21 protein-coding genes and 1 tRNA gene are annotated in these 20,026 nt (G+C 45.7%); 3 read left to right on the top strand and 19 right to left on the bottom strand.

Annotated elements, in window-relative coordinates; genetic code table 11:
- The first annotated feature begins 14 nt into the window (after positions 1 to 14).
- Positions 15 to 1,469: a zinc-binding metallopeptidase family protein gene (locus OEU88_RS16300; RefSeq protein ID WP_262696275.1), complete on the top strand. Its 1,455-nt coding sequence runs from the start codon at positions 15 to 17 to the stop codon at positions 1,467 to 1,469.
- 46 nt (positions 1,470 to 1,515) lie between these two features.
- Here the strand turns inward: OEU88_RS16300 and OEU88_RS16295 are convergent.
- From OEU88_RS16295 to purB, 4 genes are all read right to left on the bottom strand, one after another.
- Positions 1,516 to 1,603 (bottom strand) — tRNA-Leu (locus tag OEU88_RS16295).
- Positions 1,604 to 1,724: 121 nt separating this feature from the next.
- On the bottom strand, positions 1,725 to 2,471 hold the full coding sequence (locus tag OEU88_RS16290) for a competence/damage-inducible protein A (protein WP_262696274.1): 747 nt from the start codon (positions 2,469 to 2,471) through the stop codon (positions 1,725 to 1,727).
- Between the two features lie 38 nt (positions 2,472 to 2,509).
- Positions 2,510 to 2,995 (bottom strand): PAS domain-containing protein, encoded by a 486-nt coding sequence (locus tag OEU88_RS16285; protein WP_262696273.1) that lies wholly within the window; start codon positions 2,993 to 2,995, stop codon positions 2,510 to 2,512.
- Between the two features lie 60 nt (positions 2,996 to 3,055).
- Positions 3,056 to 4,357: an adenylosuccinate lyase gene (gene purB / locus OEU88_RS16280; protein ID WP_262696272.1), complete on the bottom strand. Its 1,302-nt coding sequence runs from the start codon at positions 4,355 to 4,357 to the stop codon at positions 3,056 to 3,058.
- A 161-nt stretch (positions 4,358 to 4,518) separates the two neighbouring features.
- On the opposite strand from purB, the gene OEU88_RS16275 reads away from it, so the two are divergent.
- Positions 4,519 to 5,808: an amidohydrolase family protein gene (locus OEU88_RS16275; protein WP_262696271.1), complete on the top strand. Its 1,290-nt coding sequence runs from the start codon at positions 4,519 to 4,521 to the stop codon at positions 5,806 to 5,808.
- Positions 5,809 to 5,825: 17 nt separating this feature from the next.
- Here the strand turns inward: OEU88_RS16275 and OEU88_RS16270 are convergent, their stop codons facing one another.
- Genes OEU88_RS16270 through sfsA form a run of 4 tightly spaced genes read right to left on the bottom strand, consistent with a single transcriptional unit; the run spans position 5,826 to position 8,627 of the window.
- Positions 5,826 to 6,311: an NUDIX hydrolase gene (locus OEU88_RS16270; protein ID WP_262696270.1), complete on the bottom strand. Its 486-nt coding sequence runs from the start codon at positions 6,309 to 6,311 to the stop codon at positions 5,826 to 5,828.
- A gap of 32 nt (positions 6,312 to 6,343) precedes the next feature.
- On the bottom strand, positions 6,344 to 7,027 hold the full coding sequence (gene radC, locus OEU88_RS16265) for a RadC family protein (protein ID WP_262696269.1): 684 nt from the start codon (positions 7,025 to 7,027) through the stop codon (positions 6,344 to 6,346).
- A 6-nt stretch (positions 7,028 to 7,033) separates the two neighbouring features.
- On the bottom strand, positions 7,034 to 7,870 hold the full coding sequence (map, locus tag OEU88_RS16260) for a type I methionyl aminopeptidase (protein WP_262696268.1): 837 nt from the start codon (positions 7,868 to 7,870) through the stop codon (positions 7,034 to 7,036).
- A gap of 55 nt (positions 7,871 to 7,925) precedes the next feature.
- Entirely contained in the window at positions 7,926 to 8,627 is a 702-nt protein-coding gene (gene sfsA, locus OEU88_RS16255; protein ID WP_394805286.1) for a DNA/RNA nuclease SfsA, read from the bottom strand.
- Positions 8,628 to 8,851: 224 nt separating this feature from the next.
- Here sfsA and OEU88_RS16250 point away from each other — a divergent pair, with 224 nt between their 5' ends.
- The gene (locus OEU88_RS16250) at positions 8,852 to 11,029 is read left to right on the top strand and encodes a TonB-dependent receptor (protein WP_262696266.1); all 2,178 of its coding nucleotides are present in this window, start codon (positions 8,852 to 8,854) and stop codon (positions 11,027 to 11,029) included.
- 77 nt (positions 11,030 to 11,106) lie between these two features.
- Here the strand turns inward: OEU88_RS16250 and OEU88_RS16245 are convergent, their stop codons facing one another.
- The 11 genes from OEU88_RS16245 to gspG form a co-directional block, all read right to left on the bottom strand.
- Positions 11,107 to 11,889: an SDR family NAD(P)-dependent oxidoreductase gene (locus OEU88_RS16245; protein WP_262696265.1), complete on the bottom strand. Its 783-nt coding sequence runs from the start codon at positions 11,887 to 11,889 to the stop codon at positions 11,107 to 11,109.
- 37 nt (positions 11,890 to 11,926) lie between these two features.
- Entirely contained in the window at positions 11,927 to 14,023 is a 2,097-nt protein-coding gene (locus OEU88_RS16240) for a 3-hydroxyacyl-CoA dehydrogenase NAD-binding domain-containing protein (protein WP_262696264.1), read from the bottom strand.
- A gap of 139 nt (positions 14,024 to 14,162) precedes the next feature.
- Positions 14,163 to 14,687, bottom strand: coding sequence for a hypothetical protein (locus tag OEU88_RS16235; protein WP_262696263.1), 525 nt, complete (start codon positions 14,685 to 14,687; stop codon positions 14,163 to 14,165).
- Between the two features lie 2 nt (positions 14,688 to 14,689).
- The gene (locus OEU88_RS16230) at positions 14,690 to 15,319 is read right to left on the bottom strand and encodes a hypothetical protein (RefSeq protein WP_262696262.1); all 630 of its coding nucleotides are present in this window, start codon (positions 15,317 to 15,319) and stop codon (positions 14,690 to 14,692) included.
- Positions 15,320 to 15,459: 140 nt separating this feature from the next.
- Entirely contained in the window at positions 15,460 to 15,942 is a 483-nt protein-coding gene (locus OEU88_RS16225) for a type II secretion system protein M (RefSeq protein WP_262696261.1), read from the bottom strand.
- Complete coding sequence (gspL, locus tag OEU88_RS16220; RefSeq protein WP_262696260.1) at positions 15,939 to 17,042, bottom strand: type II secretion system protein GspL; 1,104 nt, start codon at positions 17,040 to 17,042, stop codon at positions 15,939 to 15,941. Before gspL ends, OEU88_RS16225 begins: the two co-directional genes overlap by 4 nt.
- Positions 17,039 to 18,046: a type II secretion system minor pseudopilin GspK gene (gene gspK, locus OEU88_RS16215; RefSeq protein WP_262696259.1), complete on the bottom strand. Its 1,008-nt coding sequence runs from the start codon at positions 18,044 to 18,046 to the stop codon at positions 17,039 to 17,041. The genes gspL and gspK overlap by 4 nt, the downstream gene beginning before the upstream one ends.
- Positions 18,043 to 18,681 (bottom strand): type II secretion system minor pseudopilin GspJ, encoded by a 639-nt coding sequence (gene gspJ / locus OEU88_RS16210; RefSeq protein WP_262696258.1) that lies wholly within the window; start codon positions 18,679 to 18,681, stop codon positions 18,043 to 18,045. The genes gspK and gspJ overlap by 4 nt, the downstream gene beginning before the upstream one ends.
- Complete coding sequence (gene gspI / locus OEU88_RS16205; RefSeq protein WP_262696257.1) at positions 18,678 to 19,058, bottom strand: type II secretion system minor pseudopilin GspI; 381 nt, start codon at positions 19,056 to 19,058, stop codon at positions 18,678 to 18,680. The genes gspJ and gspI overlap by 4 nt, the downstream gene beginning before the upstream one ends.
- A complete protein-coding gene (locus tag OEU88_RS16200) occupies positions 19,048 to 19,554 on the bottom strand; it encodes a prepilin-type N-terminal cleavage/methylation domain-containing protein (protein ID WP_262696256.1) in 507 nt (168 codons plus the stop codon). The genes gspI and OEU88_RS16200 overlap by 11 nt, the downstream gene beginning before the upstream one ends.
- A gap of 1 nt (position 19,555) precedes the next feature.
- On the bottom strand, positions 19,556 to 20,023 hold the full coding sequence (gene gspG, locus OEU88_RS16195; protein WP_262696255.1) for a type II secretion system major pseudopilin GspG: 468 nt from the start codon (positions 20,021 to 20,023) through the stop codon (positions 19,556 to 19,558).
- Positions 20,024 to 20,026: the final 3 nt, after the last annotated feature.

The raw sequence follows: 20,026 nt of genomic DNA, 5'->3' as shown, positions 1-20,026 counted from the left end.
ACAGAGGCGAAACCATGAAAGCAAAATATACAGTATCAACCCTAATGCTGGGGCTATTGTTGTCCACTACTGCAGTTCATTCACAGAACGCAGAAGAAACATGCAATCAGGGTACCTGTATAAGTAGCTGGACTAACGCCAGTGACCGCGAACAAAAATCCGCGACCGATTTAGGTGAAAAATATAAAAGCTTCCTACATACCGCACGAACAGAACTACTTTTTGTATCTGCGGCAGTAAAAGCAGCAAAGGACGCCGGTTACAAAGAATGGCGCGCTGGCACAAAAGTTAATGCTGGTGATCGTTATTATCGGATAAACCGCGATCGCGCGTTGTCACTCATCATTGGCGGTGAAAACCCTGTTTCAGATGGTGTCCGCATTGTTGCAAGCCATATCGATAGTCCTCGCCTTGAACTTAAAGGCCGCCCATTATACGGCAAAGAAGGTTTTGCTGTTTTCCAGACCAATTTCCATGGCGGTATCAAAACCTATCAATGGACAAACCTGCCACTTGCGCTGGTTGGGCGCGTCGACAAAAAAGACGGTACAACTGTCGAGATATCTGTAGGCCTCAATGAAGATGATCCAATCTTCATGATCCCTGATCTTTCGCCGCATGTTTCACGCGACCAGTACAAGCGCAGTGCGCGGGAACTCGTTCAGTATGAAGAGCTAGACCCTATCGTTGCCTCAGGGCCACACGGTTCAAAAGGTGAATACGGTGCAAGTGAATGGGTGTTACGTCACCTTAAGTACCGGTACGGCATTTCAGCTGCTGATCTCATTTCCGCTGAACTATCGCTTGTGCCCGCCATGCGCCCACGCGACATGGGTTTCGACAAGCGTCTCATCGCGGCATACGGCCAGGATGACAGGCTATCAGCCTTTACCAGCCTTGAAGCGGCGCTGGAGATAAAAACACCACCGCAAACTGTTGTTGTTAACTTTGCCGACAATGAAGAAACAGGCAACGTAAACCACACCGGCGCTTCCTCGTCATACTTGACAGATTTGATTGGTGAACTGCTTTACGCAGAGATGGGTAATGACTTCCGGCAACCATTGCTAACCCGTGCACTGGCTAAGTCAAAAGCACTGTCTATTGATGTTAACCCAGGCATTAATCCCCTTAATCCCGGCGCATGGGAGGTTGGAAATGCACCGCGCTTGAGCATGGGGATTAATTTCAAACTTTATGGCCAAGGCCTGGATGCAACTAGCGAATTTACAGCATGGACCAGAGCCGCACTTGATTCAAAGGACATTCCCTGGCAAACCGCCACTTATAAGGTTGCGCGCGCGGGCGGCGGTACACTAGGCCGTGAAATGTCGCGTCATAACATTGATACAATTGACTTCGGCGCGCCTGTATTATCCATCCACACGCCTTATGCCGTTAGTGACAAAATGGATGTGCTGGCCATGAGAAACGGCATTGAAGCCTTTATGATGTTTGAGCGCAAATAAGCGCTCAGGCATTTCATGCGGCGATTAAATCTATATAGAAGTTTAGTGGTACCCGCAGCCGGACTCGAACCGGCACGACCACAAGGGTCTCAAGATTTTAAGTCTTGTATGTCTACCAATTCCATCATGCGGGCACACAGTGTAGCAGCGCTGGCTACAAGACAATGGGGTTATAAACCACGCTGACAGAAAAAAACAATGCGGAAAATCAGCTTATTGAATTTTCTTTTGTTTCATCACCTAATAAATCAGCAATTATGCGATTTCTGAAGGTCGTTCAAATTCAAAATTCATACGAGCAACCGCAGACAAAAGTGCGTCCATTGCCTGATTAATCAAAGACTTATCCGGACAGCGAATAACAATCTGTGTTCCGACATTACCATTACGAAAGAATGGATAGCTACCAAGGCTCACACTGTCAGTATCCCGCTCTATACGCTCAAGTGCGCCTGCCATTTTACTTTCGGGTGCATGAATCGTTAAAGACTGTGACCAAACTTTGCGTCCACCCTTTAAACGGTCACGCAGTTTCTCCAGCATCGCCTGCATAATCTTGGGCACACCTGCCAGCACAAACACATTTTCCATTTGAAAGCCTGGTGCAATGGAGACTGGATTATCAATAAGTAAAGCTCCTTCAGGCACCATGGCCATGCGTTTACGCGCATCCGTGAAGTCTTCCTCACCGTAATATTCGCTCAAACGCCGATAAGCTTCTGCATCGACGCCGTGCGACACACCAAATGCAGCGGCAATGCTTGCGGATGTGATGTCATCATGGGTAGGCCCAATACCGCCGGTGGTAAAAACATAGTCACGTATTTCTCTCAGTGCATTAATGGCAGCGACAATTTCTGCTTCAACGTCCGGAACAATACGCACCTCCACCAATTGGATCGCAGCTTCATTTAGCCATGTAGCCAGGTATTGAATGTTTTTATCTTGCGTGCGACCAGACAATATCTCGTCGCCAATAATTAACAGTGCAGCATTAACCATATGCGACTCCAAGGTCATAAATTGCAGCGTTGCTGTATTTATTGTAACGGCGTTGCACAGCACATTATCATACTGAAGTCACCGTGACGGTTAGCAAGTGGCAATAATGCACACTCAGTCATGACATGGCTCCGCTCAAAATCAGACAAGGGCACACGTGTAAACATGGGTTTTCTCGCTTCATATACGCTGCGATAAACCAAAGCACGCCAGTTAGATTCCGCGTCTTTATTCTCGCTCGCTTTTACACCAGTATAATCTCGCCCAATAGACTGCACAATTGCTGACCCCATAAAACGCATACAGAAATCAGCGCCGTCATCAAGAATATCTACAATGTAGATATAGGGCATCATGCTTTGTAATGACGCAGCATCCATTTCATGACGTAACGGCATATCATCAGCGCCACACTTGGATTGCCAAAGCGAAAAAAGCTGTTTTGTCAAAGGTGCAGTTGGAGCATCAACCTGACGCGCCGACGTTCCACCAAAAACATCGTTTTTATTCAAAGCCTTACCCAATGCACCCTCCAGAGTGTTGTTACAGGCTAGTCTTAGACCCCACCGTTTTAGTATAACTGCCTATCCACCGAAGACGCGTTTAAAAATCGTGTCCACGTGCTTGGTATGATAGTCCATGTTAAAGAGTTCGTTCAACTCCTCAACAGACACTTTGGCTGTTACAGTTTCGTCTTCTTTAAGCAAATCAAGCAAATGCACACTGCCTTTGCTGTCCCAAACCTTCATCGCATTGCGCTGTACAAGTCGGTATGCATCTTCACGACTGACGCCTGCTTGTGTCAGCTCGAGTAAAACACGCTGACTGTTAGGCAAGCCACCCATCTTGTTCATATTATCAAGCATGTTATCTGGATACACCAAGAGCTTATCCATCACACTCGTAAGGCGCGCAAGCGAGAAATCAAGAGCAACAGTTGCATCTGGACCGATATAACGCTCAACAGATGAGTGCGAGATATCGCGCTCATGCCAAAGGGCAACGTTTTCCATCGCGGGCATAGCAAATGCGCGAATATAACGCGCTTGGCCAGTCAGGTTTTCTGTCAGGATCGGGTTTTTCTTGTGTGGCATTGCACTTGAACCCTTCTGGCCTTTAGAGAAGTATTCCTGCGCTTCCAAAACTTCTGTTCGCTGGAGGTGCCGGACCTCAACAGCCAAGCGTTCAACACAGCTCGCGATAACACCGAGAACCGCAAAATACATAGCATGACGATCACGCGGAATAACCTGTGTGGAAACAGGTTCGACCTCAAGTCCCATCTGCTCGGCCACATATTCTTCTACAAATGGATCAATGTTAGCGAATGTGCCAACAGCACCAGAAATTGCACAGGTAGCTATTTCTTTGCGTGCGGCAATCATACGGTCACGGCAACGGTCAAATTCAGCGTAGGCTTGCGCCATCTTCAGGCCAAAGGTTACAGGCTCTGCATGAATGCCGTGGCTCCTGCCAATACAGATTGTGTGTTTGTGTTCAAGAGCACGACGCTTCAACACAACAAGAAGTTTTTCGAGGTCATCAATAATAATATCCGCTGCCTGCATCAACTGCACAGACAAGCATGTGTCGAGAATATCCGAAGATGTCATACCCTGGTGAACAAAACGTGCTTCGTCACCTACATGCTCTGCAAGGTTGGTCAAAAACGCGATCACATCGTGCTTTACTTCGCGCTCAATCTCGTCAATGCGCTCAACTTCAAATTTACCACGTTCCCACACAGCTTTTGCCGCAGCCTCAGGGATACGGCCCAGTTTAGCATTTGCATCACAAGCATGCGCTTCAATTTCAAACCAGATTTGAAAACGGTTTTCCGCTTCCCAAATGTCAGTCATTTTTTTACGGGAATAACGAGGAATCATGCTATTTTTTCCTTAAGGCACAATTGAAGGCAAGATATATGTGGTTCTGCTAGCAGAACCGGTGATTTATCGCAAGTGGATGATCACCTCGTCTGGTTGTTACTTGACATCTTCTACATCGCACTGAAGCATGCTGGCCTGCATATATGGGGAGGTAAGCTATGCGTTTTCTAATCATGATACTTTTATCGGCGTTAATAACAATGTCCGCTGCAGCTGATACGTTATTTTCCGGTGTAACCGCTATCACTATGGAAGGTGATAAAGTCATTGAAAACGCATATGTATACGTCAAGGATGGGCGCATTACGTATGTTGGTGCATCAAATGCAGGCTTCGAACAATCCGCCGACGCAGAGATCATCGATGGTAATGGAAAGTTTTTGATTCCAGGCTTGGCAGAAATGCATGGGCATCTACCTCAAGGCGCTGCAAGATCACAACTCGTTCAAGATACACTGTTTCTATACTTGGCTGGTGGCGTTACGACCGTGCGCGGCATGCTTGGAAATACTGTACAGTTTGATATGCGAAAAGCGGTACAGGACGGAGAAATGGCTGGTCCAGCTTTATATCTCGCTGCACCAAGCTTAAACGGCAACTCAGTGTCTTCGGTCTCTGACGGTGTTGCCAAGGTAAAAAAATATAAAAGAGATGGCTGGGATCTTCTTAAAATCCACCCTGGCCTAAGCCGTGCAGAATATGATGCCATTGCAGATACAGCACATGAAGTAGGCATTCCTTTCGGTGGTCATGTCCCTGCAGATGTTGGCATTCAGCGCGCTCTTGAAAAAAAGCAAACCTCAATTGACCATATGGATGGGTTTATTCAACTGCTTGATGGCTTTAACCACACACTTACAGATGCAGAACTGCAACAAGCCGTCGACCTTTATAATAATACATATCAGAGCTGGATTGTACCAACCCATCCATTGTTCGAAATTTTAATTGCTGGCGGTGAGGCGGATACACTCGCTGCACGCTTTGAAAACAAATATATGCCACGCGAAACACGCGAGACATGGAAGCGTAGATTAACGGACATCAATAAAAATCCCAATGCATATGCCAAGGACAACCGCAATCGGATGTTGCAGGCACTGTACAACGGCGGCGCCAAAATTGTGATGGGTAGCGATGCACCTCAGTTATACAGTGTGCCCGGCTTTTCTATCTGGCGTGAGATTGAGTCTTTAGTTGATATAGGTCTTAGTCCATCAGATATTCTTGCGATCGCAACTCGCAATGCTGGCGAATATTTCAAGGAACAAGCAAACTTTGGCACTATCGAAAACGGAAAACGGGCCGATCTGGTTTTGCTAAACAATGACCCAAGACGTGATGCCCGCAACCTATTTGATCAAGCCGGCGTTATGGCTGAAGGTCGATGGTATAGCCGCTCAACGATAGACGCAAGATTGGCGGATATCGCAGCCCGCAACCAATAATGTAATAAAGCGCAAAGTTATAGTTTAGCTTTGCGCTTTTCATACCGACTAAAACAAAGTTCGACGGCGTTGGCATACCCATATGGTATATTTTCGATCTTTTCGAAACCGCCACGGTCAACAAATTCAGCCCAAACATGCTCTTTAGAGAGCTTTATATCTACAGCTTTTGCTTTTGCCTTGGTTCGCGCTTCAAACACGATGACCAATCGATCGCGCGCACCGTTTTTTATTTTTATCCACGATGTTATAAACTTAAACTTCTTAGCCTTTAGGCCAATTTCTTCTTTGATTTCACGTTTAAGGCCATCAAAAAGATCTTCGTTTTTATCGACTTTCCCACCTGGTAAATCAGGAATACCATTAGCTTTTCGCATCATCAGAACTTTACCGTCCTTAGACACCAGAACTACTTTGGCTGAAACACGTAAACTCTGTAGTACATCTTTCTTTTGCGATTTCTGCTGCCAATACATAAATGCTTCTTTGATCCAAGTCGTCATCAAGTCGATATTTTGATATCAAGGTATCTAATTTACAACAAGCCTAAATCCCGAAAACTAGACTGCCCCATTTTACCAACAATTATATGGTCATGAATTTGAATATCTATCTTTGCACACGCTTCTTTAAGATTGTGTGTCATCGTTATATCTGCCTTGCTGGGACTTGCATCACCTGATGGGTGATTATGCACCAGAATAAGCGCTGTTGCATTGTTTGCCAGCGCGCGGCGCACTACTTCACGTGGATAAACAGGCGTGTGATCTATCGTGCCATCACTCATAACTTCATCAGCAAGCAGTCGATTTTGACGATCCAAAAACAGAAGGCGAAACTGCTCTCGTGACAAGCCAGCCATACTTGTTTGCAAGTATGCTTGAACCGCAGGCCAATTTGACAATACCGGCTTGCTGCTCGCATGCGTTTTAGACAATAAATTTGCTGATGCCTGCGAAGCTTTTAACAAAGCAACAGTGCTTTCACCCAGACCTTTCGTTTTCAACAACACATCAGTATCTGCGTTTATAACGCCTGCAAAACTGCCAAATTTACCAATGAGCTCTTTTGCCAAAGGTTTCACGTCCCTGCGTGGAATAGCAAACATTAGCAACAACTCTAGAAGCTCATAATCGGCTAAAGCATCTTCTCCACCCCTCAAGAAACGTTTCCGCAAACGTTCGCGGTGACCGTGCCGATGATCTTCTTGATCTGTCACGGTATTCTAACCTGCTGATGGCAGATCATAAGGCGGGCATTCCCATCCTTTGGGCGATTTTGTAAATACTTCATATCCGTCATCGGTAACAGCAAGCGTGTGCTCAAACTGCATGGAAAGTGACTTGTCACGTGTTACAGCGGTCCAGTCATCAGCCAACACTTTTGCCCCAGGCTTGCCTGCGTTAACCATAGGCTCGATAGTGAAGAACATACCTTTGCGCAGTTCAACACCTGTTCCTTCCTTGCCAAAATGCATGACGCTGGGCTCGTCATGAAACACACGCCCTATTCCGTGTCCACAAAAGTCGCGTACAACTGAGTAGCGATGTGATTCCACGTGTTTCTGGATGGCGGCACCAATATCTCCCAGGTGTGCGCCAGGCTTCACAACTTCAATACCCTTCCACATTGCTTCAAAGGTAACCTGACACAAACGTTGCGAGAGCAATTTCTGCTTACCAACAAAAAACATGCGGCTTGTATCACCAAACCATCCATCGAGTATAACAGTTACATCGATATTAAGAGTGTCACCATCTTTCAGTTTTTTGGGTCCTGGAATGCCATGGCAAATAACATGATTAATCGATGTGCAAACCGACTTGGGAAACCCGCGGTAATTTAACGGCGCAGGCACAGCGTTATGATTAATGATAAAATCATGGCAGATTGTATTAATTTCATCAGTTGTAATGCCAGCTTTTACAAAAGGAGTGACATAATCCAGCGTCTCGGCTGCCAAGCGTCCTGCGGCACGCATGCCATCCAGTGCATCGTCACCGTATAACTTAATAGCGCCAGTACGCACCTCTGGAGCTACTGCACCTTCAACATAATTCATTCTGTCAGTCCTTATCGTATCTATATACTTGGCGTACTAGTTCGGGTTTCATTTCTTATTCCGGATCAACGGAAAAAGGCAACGGTGACGTCACCGTAATTGCGTCCGACGAAAGATTACATTGGTAAACCAATATTTCAACGCCAGCCGCGCTCGCTGCCTTTAACGCATCTGCATAAACGGGGTCAATAGCTGCCGCTGGGCGAAAGAACACACAATCCTCTCTCTGCACCAGATATACCATAACTGCACGATGCCCATCAGCCACCATTTGAGTTAATTCATTCAGGTGCTTTGTACCACGCACGGTTACTGCATCCGGAAACTGTGCTTCATCGCCAATTTTCAGCGTTACATTCTTCACTTCAACATAACATAACCCGGGGTTTTCAAGCAAAATGTCGATACGGCTATTAACACCGTACTTCACCTCACGTCGCAAACTTTCATAACCTTGAAGCTCAGTGATAATACCGTCTCGAATAGCACTTTCTACTATACCATTTGGATGAGACGTGTTGATACCAACAAGAAACCCATCAACTTCAACCATTTCCCAGCGCCAATCTAATTTGGCCTTCGGATTAGTATTAGGAGACAGCAAAACACGGCTGCCTTCTTCCTTACACCCAAGCATTGACCCACTATTGGCACAATGCGCAACAACAACACTTCCGTCATCAAGTTCTACATCTGCCAAAAAACGCTTATATCGCTTAATTAGTCGACCTTCGACTAGCGGATTTGAAAACTGCATCATCATTCCAAATTACATTTCATATGAGTTCAAAAGACCATACTGGTTGCGGTTCTGCAACAGTTGAAAGACCCTAACAACCAGCCTGCTCCCAAATCTGCGTTTTCTAGTCGCAATTTTCAATTCTGACATATATCCCAACCATAGAAATACCGCTGATCAACACAAACTAAAGTATCTTGTGGTTTGTAGGTTGTTAGACATAAAGAAACGGGGAACTACCGATGACAAAAACCTTCTCAAAAACTGGTGCTTTTCTAGCTGCTGGTTGTTCGATGCTCGCGATCTCTACTGGCGCTTCAGCACAGAACGATAACGATGGATTTGCTCTTGAAGAAATCGTTGTAACAGCACAACGTCGTGAACAAAGCCTGCGCGATGTTCCAATTTCTGTATCTACATTACAAGGCGATAGCATCAACGAATTTTCGGCTGGTGGTGCTGATATTCGCTTACTTGCTGCACGTATTCCTGGATTGAACGCTGAATCTTCAAATGGTCGTGTTGCACCACGTTTTTACCTCCGTGGTTTGGGTAATACAGATTTCGACCTGATAGCTTCTCAGCCGGTGTCCATCATTATGGACGACGTCGTAATGGAAAACGTTGTTCTCAAAAGCTTCCCGTTGTTTGACGTTGAGCGTGTTGAAGTATTGCGCGGTCCTCAAGGCACACTATTTGGCCGTAATACACCTGCGGGTATCATTAAATTTGATACACGCAAGCCTACCCAGGAAGAAAACGGCTATTTAACAGCTAGCTACGGTAGCCTCGGACAGAAAAACCTGGAAGCTGCATACGGCGGCGGCATGACAGATAACCTGTCTGGTCGTATTTCTGTATTGCTGCAAGACCGCGATAACTACATCGACAATGCATTCCTTGGCACCGAGGACGCGCTTGGCGGCTTTAACGAGAAAGCGGCCCGTGTCCAGCTCTTGCATGAAAGTGACAACTTCTCAGCATTGTTCAATGCTCACTACCGTAACAATGAAGGTACTTCGGCTCTGTTCCGCGCCAACGTATTAACGGCTGGCAGCAATCAGTTGAACAACAACTTCGATCGTAATACTGTTTTCTTCAGTGATACACACAATAACCCGCAAGAGTATGAAAACTGGGGTGGTTCACTTCGTTTGAACTATGAGTTTGCGAACGGCATCACTGCAACATCTATCACTGCGTTTGAAGATGCTGAAGGTTTCAGTCTTGGTGATATTGATGGCGGCAACCCAAATGGTCCGGGTTTCATCCCGTTCCAGTCTACGACACAAGGCTCAACTGACGATGCCGCTCAATTCACTCAAGAATTCCGTTTTGCACAGCAAGCAGAAGAGAATTTGTTCTGGCAAGCTGGTTTCTTCTACTTTGACTCAACAAACGTTGTAAGAACATCACCGTTCTTCATTCCTGACACTGCAGCAAGGCATGAAAATACAGCTTGGGCCGTGTTTGGTCATGTTGCATATGATGTGAGCGACGCAACAACGCTGACCGTTGGTGCACGCTTCACAGATGATGAGCGTGACATGCGTTCTGTATCAGGTGGAACAGGCGAAGTCTTCGTACGTGAAGTTTCAGCGTCTCGCCTAAGCTGGGATGTTGCTCTCAATCATGTAGTTAACGACGAGCTTTCTGTATATGCACGTGTTGCATCAGGCTTCCGTGCTCCTACAATTCAAGGCCGCGATATTGCCTTCTTTGGTGCACCTTCAATTGCTGAAGAAGAAACCATCATTTCTTATGAAGCAGGTTTCAAATCTCAGTTAGTTGATAATCGCCTGCGCTGGAACGCATCTGTTTACTACTGGGACATCAGCGACCTGCAGCTTAGTGCTGTTGGCGGCGGTGGTAACCTGATCCAGCTTGTGAACGCAGACAAAGCTATCGGTTATGGCTTTGAAACAGACATTGAATTCCTCGCTACAGAGAACCTATTACTGACAGCTGGTTTTGCTTACAACTACACAGAACTTGACGACCCTAACCTCCAAGTTGGTGTTTGTGCCCAGTGTACTGTACTTGACCCACTATCCACTGACGGACGTGCATTTGTAGATGGCAACCCTTTACCACAAGCGCCTGAGTGGACACTTAACCTTGTTGCGGACTACACCGTTCCTGTTGGGAATGGCACAGAGTTCTTCATTCTAACTGACTGGGCATTCCAGGGACGCACTAACTTCTTTATCTACGAGTCAGTAGAATACACTGCAACTGGTGATTTTGAAGGCGGCCTAAAGGTTGGTTACCGCTGGGATGACGCAAAATACGAAGTCGCTCTATTTGGTCGTAACATTACCAACGAAGCAAACATCAAAGGTGGTATCGACTTCAACAACCTTACTGCATACGTGAACGAGCCTCGCGTAATTGGTGCAGCGTTCCGCGTAAACTTCTAGAAGACGAAACAAGACATACGAAAAAGGGTGAGAGCATCTGCTCTCACCCTTTTTCTTTTGCCTATATCCCTAGAAGATTATGGCAGCGTCACCGAATGCGCACCATCAACAGGTAATGCAACACCTGTTACAAAGCTGGCCGCATCGCTCGCCAACATCAACATTGGCGCTTCAAGCTCTTCCAACCGCCCTGCCCGTCTAGCTGGTGATCGTTTCAGCATATTCTGACCAAGCTCGGTTTCAAGAAACTCATCATTAATTTCAGTTTTGAAATATCCCGGGCATATAGCGTTCACACGGATACCAAATCGTTGCAACTCTGTAGCCATTGAACGTGTCATATGCAGCACACCAGCTTTACTTGTTGCGTAGCTGGTTTGCATACCACCAACACCAAGGCCAAGAATGGATGCCGTATTGATGATTGAACCGCCAACACCTGCTGCAACCATACGCTTTCCTGACTCTTGTGCCACATGCCACATACCTTTAAGGTTTGTGTTCATTGTTTTGTCCCAATCATCTTCACTTTCTTCCAAAGACCAGTTGGGGATAGCAATACCCGCATTGTTACAAACAACGGTAACGGTTCCAAAAGCTTCTTCAGCCTTATCAAAAGCTGCAACAACACTTTTGCGGTCCGTCACATCAAGAGCAACAGCAAGTGTTTTACTACCTGTTTCATCAGCAATACTGGCTGCAAGCGCTTCGATACGGTCAACACGACGAGCTCCAAGCACGACCTTAGCACCAGCTTTTGCTAGCGCTTTGGCAAACTGCGCGCCAATGCCTGATGATGCCCCTGCAACAAGAGCAACTTTGCCTTCAAGGCCAAAAGTATCGACAAGATAGTTAGACATTATCTTTCCTTACATATAATTCAGTGCACATATTGGCTTATTTCGCGTTTTCTCGGTCATATTCGGCAAAGCTTTTGCCAGATTCGGCCAGCTCTTTCAAAAGCGGTGCAGGTTTCCACCAGCGTTTGCCGTATTTCTCGGCAAAACCGCAAACCTTCTCATATACATTCTTCAATCCCAGATGGTCCGCATAGTGCATAGGACCGCCACGATACGGCGGGAAGCCGTACCCATTGGCATATACGACATCAATATCGCTGGCTCGGTAAGCCATACCTTCACCGAGTATCTTGGCGCCTTCATTGACAAGAGCCAGAACACAGCGTTCCACGATTTCCTCTGCGGTTTTGCCCTCACGTGCAATGCCAAGCTTGGCGCTTTCTTCTTCAATGATTGCCATAACAGTCGCTGAAGGTTTAGGCGTGCGGCTACCTTCATCATAATCATAGATGCCAGCGCCCACTTTTAGACCTTTACGATCCATTTCAACGACACGGTCCATCCAGTCTGTTGCGCTCGTCTCATAGTCTGCCCTGTCCATGCCTTTACGGTTCAAATAACCAATATCAAGACCTGCCATATCGGACACAGTCATTGGCCCCATTGGCATACCAAAGTCAAACATAGCCGCATCAACTTCTTCAGGAAGCGCGCCTTCTATAACGCTTAAAGATGCTTCTCGGAAATAATGACCCAGCATACGGTTCCCAATAAATCCGTGGCAAACACCCGCCACTACGCCGACTTTGCCAATTTTCTTCGCTAAATCAACACATGTTGCAAGTACGGCGGGGTCCGTTTTCTCAGCACGAACTATTTCCAATAGACGCATCACATTAGCCGGAGAGAAGAAGTGAAGACCAAGCACATCAGCAGGGCGCTTGGTGATGGCCGCGATTTCATCAACATTCAGGTAAGACGTGTTTGTGGCTAAAATTGCACCTTCCTTGGCAACTGCATCCAGCGATGAGAACACTTTCTTCTTAATTTCCATGGTCTCAAACACGGCCTCAATAATAAGGTCACAGTCTGATAGATCAGCATAATCAAGCGTGCCGTTAAATAGCGCCATACGCGCCTCAACAGCTTCAGTTGTTAATTTGCCCTTGGCAGCAGTACGATCATAATTTTTACGGACTACGCCTAAGCCGCGATCCAAAGCGTCTTGCTGAACTTCAAGTAAAGTTACCGGAATACCAGCATTGGCAAAATTCATGGCAATACCACCGCCCATCGTGCCAGCCCCAATAATACCAACCTTTTTAATCTCACGGCGTGGTGTTGTTTTATCAATGCCCGGAATACGCGATACCTGACGGTCTGCAAAAAACATATGTTGCAACGCTCGCGCTTGCGGGTTTTGCATACATTCCATGAATAGCTCACGTTCACGTTGCAAGCCTTCTTTTAGCGGCAACACCACTGCTGCTTCGATACAGCGAATGCAACGTTCAGGCGCAAAGTAACCGCGTGTTTTGCGAGCAATTGATTTCCGGAAGCCGTCAAAAAAGCTTTGGTCGTAAACACTACTATCAATTTCCATTTCGCCAGTACGTCGAGGACCTTCAGCAATCTTAGCTGTTGCCATAGCAATAGCAGCATCCAGAACATTATCTTCAACAAGTTGATCAATAACACCCCACTTGGCAGCTTCAGCAGCTTTCACATGACGGCCGCTAATGATTGCATCAAGTGCATTTTCCACACCTGCAATACGCGGGAATCGCTGTGTGCCTCCAGCACCTGGTAAAATGCCAAGTTTTACTTCAGGTAAGCCAATTTTTGCTGAGGTTAGTGCCACTCTATAGTGACAACTTAATGCTACTTCCAGACCGCCGCCAAGCGCAGTTCCATGTATTGCAGCAACCACGGGCTTGCTTACATCTTCAATACCTTGAACAACATCAGGTAAATGCGGCGCCTTTGGCGGTGCACCAAACTCCTTGATGTCTGCACCAGCAATGAATGTACGACCTTCACACGCGATCACAATTGCTTTTACAGCTTCGTCAGCATCGCATGCTTGAATATGTGTAAGAATACCGTCTCTGACACCATGGGAAAGTGCATTTACTGGCGGGTTATTGACGCTGATAACAGCAATTTCACCGCGTTTTTCTAGAGATACAACCACAGCTAAACCTTTAACTTATTTATATTTTACCGATTAGTCCTCAAGCCATTAATAACAGCTCATTACCTTTGAACAAAGACATAGGGCAACGTTTCCAAAAATCCAGTTGTTACGGCCAGTAACATTGCTAATGCTTAATTTACTTACAGCCAACAACGCCAGCGACAGGAAGCGCCGCAGACCAGCCATTGTTGGTGGTCATAGATATACTACCCGTTTCAATTTTGATACCTTGGCGAATACTACGCACTGCTTCAGCTTTAGTTTTTACCGAAAGCTTAAATGCATTATTTTCAAAAGTCTGATTTTCAAAAAAGTTGAATCCAATTAACTCAGTGGCCGAAATACGCGGTAAGGATTGGCTTACACCATCAAGGATCATGGTTGCGCTTGGGTCGTTCGATCTTTGGAAAAAAATTAACGGTGCATCATCACGGCGCAACCACAAGAACAAACCACAAGTGCTATCCTCCAAGGTCTGTCCCGGCAATGCAGAAATACGGGACAATATTTCATCATCTCCTAAACGCTTGTTCGTACTTTCTTCAATGGCTTCCGGTGACTGGGTAATCTGCTCCGTAGGCGGCTTGATCACACCACAACCAGCTAGCAACAGAAGTGTAGAAAAAAATGTAAACGGCGTTAAAGCGCTGTAGAATTTCATCATCAATTCCCTACTCTTCCTGTTTGCAGCGGAAGACTATATCCCCGTCCAACAGGTGACAAGCCCGCCGTTAAAAACAGCTGCTTTACATTATCGGCAAAAAAACGCCCCCTAGGCGGCTCAACAACCGCTGTAAGTGTAAATGAAGGAGCGTTCCAATCTTGATTGGAGTGCACTTGTCCCGAAATAGTTAATTCTAGCGCGTCTGATTGGCCAGCAAGATTAACATCTATCATACCACCAGCTTCACAAACACCTCGCCCAGAAATTTCAGGTGCCGTCATGCCTATTTGCTGGAACAAGTCATCAAACATGGTTGTCGTAAAGTTAAAACCGCCTGAACGACAACCGCTGGACAAAGAAATTACGGCGCCGTTACTTTGAGAGCGAAGTGCGCCGCTCAACTTGCCTATGTTTGTATCCAAAGCCACAGGCATTAGCAGTGTCATTTTATCAATCACTAAAGTATCAGAATTTTCTAACTTGAAATCTATATCGGCTTGTCGCCCCAAGCCTGAAAAACTGGCATTCCCGCCAACATCACCCCAAAGAATAGCTGGAAAATCAGGAGAAAATTCAAAATTACCTATATAGACACTATCGACGCTCAAATCCGTAAAATTCATATGCATGATCGAGCCCTCAACGTGACTATAGGCTGTTCTTGTCCTAAAGTTTTTTAGCGTCAAAATTACGGAGGCAGGCAACAAAGTAGCGATAAAAAATACGAAGCTAACAGAAAACAGTATGATTGCAGTTCTCACAGAGATCATTATTGTACACCCGAAAACTGAATCTGTGCCCTAAGTGTACCATCACCATTCTTTTGCAGTGATGCCAAGTTTGGTGACAAGCTGTGTCTTTGCTCCAATGTATTTAGCCATTCATAGAAAACGATCGACGAAACACTGTCCATCCATAAAGTTAAATTACCATCTTCCGACGGTTGAATCCGTGACACAATCAAGCCTTTTTCGCGGGCTGACGTAGAAATTAAAATACGGGGAGATTGTGAGCTAGGCAATTTCTGTGCAGATATACTACGTTTATCTTGTGTAGTATTATATGACGCTACCAAAGACGCAATCACACGATATTCTTCTTTTGCTGCAATCAGCTCTGCCTCAGAACCTGCTTGATAATTTATCAAGGGGCGTACAATCACAAGCGAGAGAATGAGAAGGACGAATAGACCACCTGCTCCCATAATAAGAGCTCTCTCACGTGTTGATAACTTATTCCAATAAACATTCATCGCGCTAACTCAATGGCTATATCAGTAATAACACGCCCATCTTCCTGCCTGCTGCCCCCTTCTGTCACGCGCAAGCCTTTAGCTCTAAGCTGTGAAAGAAAATCATCGCTTTCAGAAAAAACAGCAAACGAAACATTAACAAAGAACGAACTTTGCTCTTCATTAAATCTCAACCCTTCCAGCACTGCTCCATCAAAATTAGCAACCGTTACAAAAATATCTTCAGATATACGGAGAAATGCTCCCCCTGCGCTGGAAGTGCCTTGCGTAATAAGCCGGCGAGCTTGTGCTTCCATATTGACGATGCGGGTAATGTCTGGAAATGCATTTCTAAATAACGCCTCGGTTTCAGCACTTAAAGCGTTAGCCTCAGCCTGATCACGCTGTGCACTCATGAACACCGAACCTGCCCAAACGAGTAATAGCATGCCGGCCAAAATCGCAGCCCGGTATAGAAATGGCAGGTAAGCTGCGATTGCTACGCCTCGTTTGTAGCGACCTTGCAGTAGATTTAAGCTTTGTAGTGAATCCAGTGAAACATTATGAAGCCCTAACTCATCAATATCATTAATAGGAGTTAATTCATTTATTATCAGCTTGTTAGCTGCAAAACCTGAACCATCAGATAACCGACAAATATATCGACTATCATCATCAAATGTACGAACAATGTTTGCTTCGCTTGTCTTCTTTAATAATAAGTAATCCGCTATCAACAAATCTGCGTTAATACCATTTACAGCAAGCGTTTGGGAGGTCTCCTCCATTACCTTGGCAGAAACACAGGCAACCAACCTTGTACCGTCTTCGTTTTTTGACAGTAATGCATAATGATCGTCAATGCCTATAACGGCCTTCATGTCTTCCAATTGCACGGGCAGTATTTGAAGGAGCTTATTGTCTGCTATATCAGGAACATCAATAGACCATGTACTAACATCCTCGCCTGCCAGCACTGCTATGATGTGATCAATACCGGTGTCGTCATTTAAAAACTCTTGTGGAGTGCCATCGAAAGTTAATGTGGCACCATCAGAATGCACCATATGCATAATCTGGCGGCCACCGTCACTTAAGAAAACAAAGCCTAATTTACTCACTGAACAGCTCCAAACGCTCTACTCAAAACTTGCGTCTTTCCATTATTAGCAGCCCATATATAAGATGTTAAATATACGCGAGCATCATAATAATTAACATGAATTTGAGCTATAAACCGCGAAGGTTTCACCTCAACAGAAGCGCGCACATTCTGGTTAATTGAACGACCATTAAACATCGCCTCATTCCAGAAATCTGCAACTGTTTCATATCCTCGTGCAGCACGCTCGGCAATAAGGCCTTGCATTTGCTGGTATGTTACCCCGCGCCCCACAAGCGCCGCCAACAACAAACCGCCCGGAGGCTTTAAGCTGTTAACATTAAGCACTGCGGGTGATGTCGAAGGCAAGGCACACAAAAAAGGAACCATCAACTCACGCGTAGCTTCAGTATACCCACTCACCAATCGCAACTCGCTAATATCAGCCATCAAAGTATTGGCCGCCCGGTATGGTGGATCAAAAGCAGCATAATCATAATCTTCAGCGCCGCGTGGAGATTGACGGCTATTGCTATCCAACCAATCAAGCAAACTGGCAGACAAATGATCGGCTTCACCCTCAGAAAACCCGACAAGCTCAAGCAAATATTGATACTGAGCTACTGCAACATCATCAGGAACAAATGTTCCATTATCAGCTCCACTCACCAAACTATTCACATTAAAACAATTGCTAACATCAATAAGCTGACCTGTGATAAAGCCCCCTTCAATGGGGTAAGAAATATCGCTGACGCCATCAAACCCTATAGTCCTTAACAAGGCTTGATCTGTTGTTACCAGCCTTCCTGCTGCAATACTTGCAATGTGCTCACCCCCTACCGCATATAATCTTGCTTGATCATACATGCGCGCGGCAGCTGTGCGTTTTACCGCATATCCAACTGCCTCAAACGAAACAACAGCAGCAATACTCATGATAGACACCAACAGCAGGACAGTAACAAGTGCTGCGCCATCATCTTTGCGAATGCGTTTTTTGATGTTCAAAATTTGCTTCATCCGCTTATGCCTACACTAAACACACGCGTCAGTTTTTCACCATTCATGAACACAAACTGCAACTCTACGAATTCAGGCAAGCTTTGACGTGAACCTACAATAGACTGCAAACCATCAACCCAATTACCTTGCACGCGAAACCGGATGGCCATACCCTTCACCTGATCAAGCAATGTCTGGCTTAGAACAGGTGTTGTGTCAGTTGCATCTGGGCGGGCATAGCTACGTCTAACAAAATTATTGTTTTCGAAAGCGTAATTTAGAGTTTGAATATTGGGAGTATTCAGATCAAAGCTGCTGGCGGCATGTCCGCTTCGAACAAACCTCAATAGAAGAGCATCATCTGCGCCGAATATTGCAGATTGAACACCACCATCAAAATACCTACCGCTCTCACCAAGAATGCCTCTGGCTGGTCGAATAACTGCATTAGCAAGGTCATCACGCACTATATTACTAGCAAGTTGAATTTGGCTAATTCGCGTATCGGCTTGCTGTAAGGCAAACTGACCATCAACAAAATTGCGAAGAACAACCAGCCCGATCAAACTGAGCACAGAAAAAATGGATAACGCCACCAGCATTTCAACTAATGAAAAGCCACTGTCTCGAAACTTATTCGAAGGATAAATCAATCTATCCTCCTGAAGGCTGTTAATGACGCCCGTTCTATGTTTTCTTGGTCAAAGACAGAAACTGTCATCCGCATTAAGGGCGTACCCTCAATTACCTGCCGGCTTTCTTGCCAAGAAAATACTGCACCCATTTGTTCACTTTGACCATTGGTTTGACCGGGAGCAGGCAAAGCAATACTGCCTGAAAACAATGCAACACGGTTATCAGCGACAAAGTTTGCAAGCGTTTGCGTTTTAACCGCGCTTACCGCGCGTGCGCTGCTACCTTGACTTTCTAATAAAGCAAGAACAGCAATTGAAAACACCGCTAATGCAACCAGCAATTCAATAAGTGAAAAGCCTGTGTCGGTGTTCAACTTGCATTTCTTACTGCGCATCAGAGGTAACCCTTATGCTTTGACCCGCAATCGCATCTAATGATATCTGTCCACTATCTGTTTCAGCCACCATCTGAAATGATTGAAACTCGCCAGTTGGCAAAAACCATAATTGTGGCAAAAAATCATTGGAAGTCTTGGCTTTCGTCACTCGAACACCACCCAAACTGATTTCCGCAGCCTCAAGAAATATACTGTTTTCAGTGATTACACCTGACGCTTTGGCCCAGCCCATTTGTGTCTGATAACGGACATCAAGCGCCCCTGCCCGTAGATCAATGGCATATACACGCCCTGTCATTACACTTTGTCTTTGTAACGCAGTCATTGTTGTAGCGGCTTTACGCGCGCTTTCCATTAGGGGCGGCGTTTGTTCTGGCACCAGAATAACCGCTGCACTCGTCATTAAACCAATGATTACCATAACCACCATCAGCTCAATCAGGGAAAACCCTGCTTCGCTTCTAGGTGCTTTGTCATGGAGCCAATTTTTCACTTTATTGCCAGTTACCAATATCTTGATTAAGACCTTCGCCGCCGCGGCGTCCATCTGCACCAAGTGAAAATACGTCAAACGTACTTTTCTCACCCGGATACAAATAATAATACGGATTACCCCAAGGATCGAGGGGCATAGAACGTATATAGCCTTCTGTTCGGTATGATGCGGCCTTAGGCGCAGTCAAAAGAACCTCAAGCCCATCTTCCGTTGACGGATAACGCAGCGTATCCATACGGTACAAATCAACCGCTTGCGAAATTGTACGTATATCAGCATTTGCTTTGGTGATCAGCGCCTTGTCCTGGCCTGGCAGAGCAACAACAACAACGATGGATGTCAGCAACCCCATAATGACCAGCACAACCATCAATTCTATAAGCGAGAAACCTTCGTCTTTTGCCAATATCTGTTTTTTTCTATCAAACAGGTCTTTTAAAGACTTAATTGCTAAAAACACCTTCATTTT

Origin of the sequence: Kordiimonas aquimaris (genome assembly GCF_025574485.1) — a bacterium.
GTDB lineage: Bacteria > Pseudomonadota > Alphaproteobacteria > Sphingomonadales > Kordiimonadaceae > Kordiimonas > Kordiimonas aquimaris.
The sequence above is the reverse complement of the archived record's forward strand: the minus strand, read 5'-3'. Positions and strand labels throughout refer to the sequence as shown.

Bases quoted from the DNA above. Each gene is read 5' to 3' on its own strand.
- purB (WP_262696272.1), bottom strand. From the start codon at position 4,357: ATGATTCCTCGTTATTCCCGTAAAAAAATGACTGACATTTGGGAAGCG.
- OEU88_RS16290 (WP_262696274.1), bottom strand. From the start codon at position 2,471: ATGGTTAATGCTGCACTGTTAATTATTGGCGACGAGATATTGTCTGGT.
- gspG (WP_262696255.1), bottom strand. From the start codon at position 20,023: ATGAAGGTGTTTTTAGCAATTAAGTCTTTAAAAGACCTGTTTGATAGA.
- OEU88_RS16250 (WP_262696266.1), top strand. From the start codon at position 8,852: ATGACAAAAACCTTCTCAAAAACTGGTGCTTTTCTAGCTGCTGGTTGT.
- OEU88_RS16230 (WP_262696262.1), bottom strand. From the start codon at position 15,319: ATGCATATGAATTTTACGGATTTGAGCGTCGATAGTGTCTATATAGGT.
- gspI (WP_262696257.1), bottom strand. From the start codon at position 19,058: ATGCGCAGTAAGAAATGCAAGTTGAACACCGACACAGGCTTTTCACTT.
- OEU88_RS16225 (WP_262696261.1), bottom strand. From the start codon at position 15,942: ATGAATGTTTATTGGAATAAGTTATCAACACGTGAGAGAGCTCTTATT.
- OEU88_RS16270 (WP_262696270.1), bottom strand. From the start codon at position 6,311: ATGACGACTTGGATCAAAGAAGCATTTATGTATTGGCAGCAGAAATCG.
- gspK (WP_262696259.1), bottom strand. From the start codon at position 18,046: ATGAAGCAAATTTTGAACATCAAAAAACGCATTCGCAAAGATGATGGC.
- sfsA (WP_394805286.1), bottom strand. From the start codon at position 8,627: ATGCAGTTTTCAAATCCGCTAGTCGAAGGTCGACTAATTAAGCGATAT.
- map (WP_262696268.1), bottom strand. From the start codon at position 7,870: ATGAATTATGTTGAAGGTGCAGTAGCTCCAGAGGTGCGTACTGGCGCT.
- OEU88_RS16245 (WP_262696265.1), bottom strand. From the start codon at position 11,889: ATGTCTAACTATCTTGTCGATACTTTTGGCCTTGAAGGCAAAGTTGCT.
- OEU88_RS16275 (WP_262696271.1), top strand. From the start codon at position 4,519: ATGCGTTTTCTAATCATGATACTTTTATCGGCGTTAATAACAATGTCC.
- OEU88_RS16235 (WP_262696263.1), bottom strand. From the start codon at position 14,687: ATGAAATTCTACAGCGCTTTAACGCCGTTTACATTTTTTTCTACACTT.
- OEU88_RS16300 (WP_262696275.1), top strand. From the start codon at position 15: ATGAAAGCAAAATATACAGTATCAACCCTAATGCTGGGGCTATTGTTG.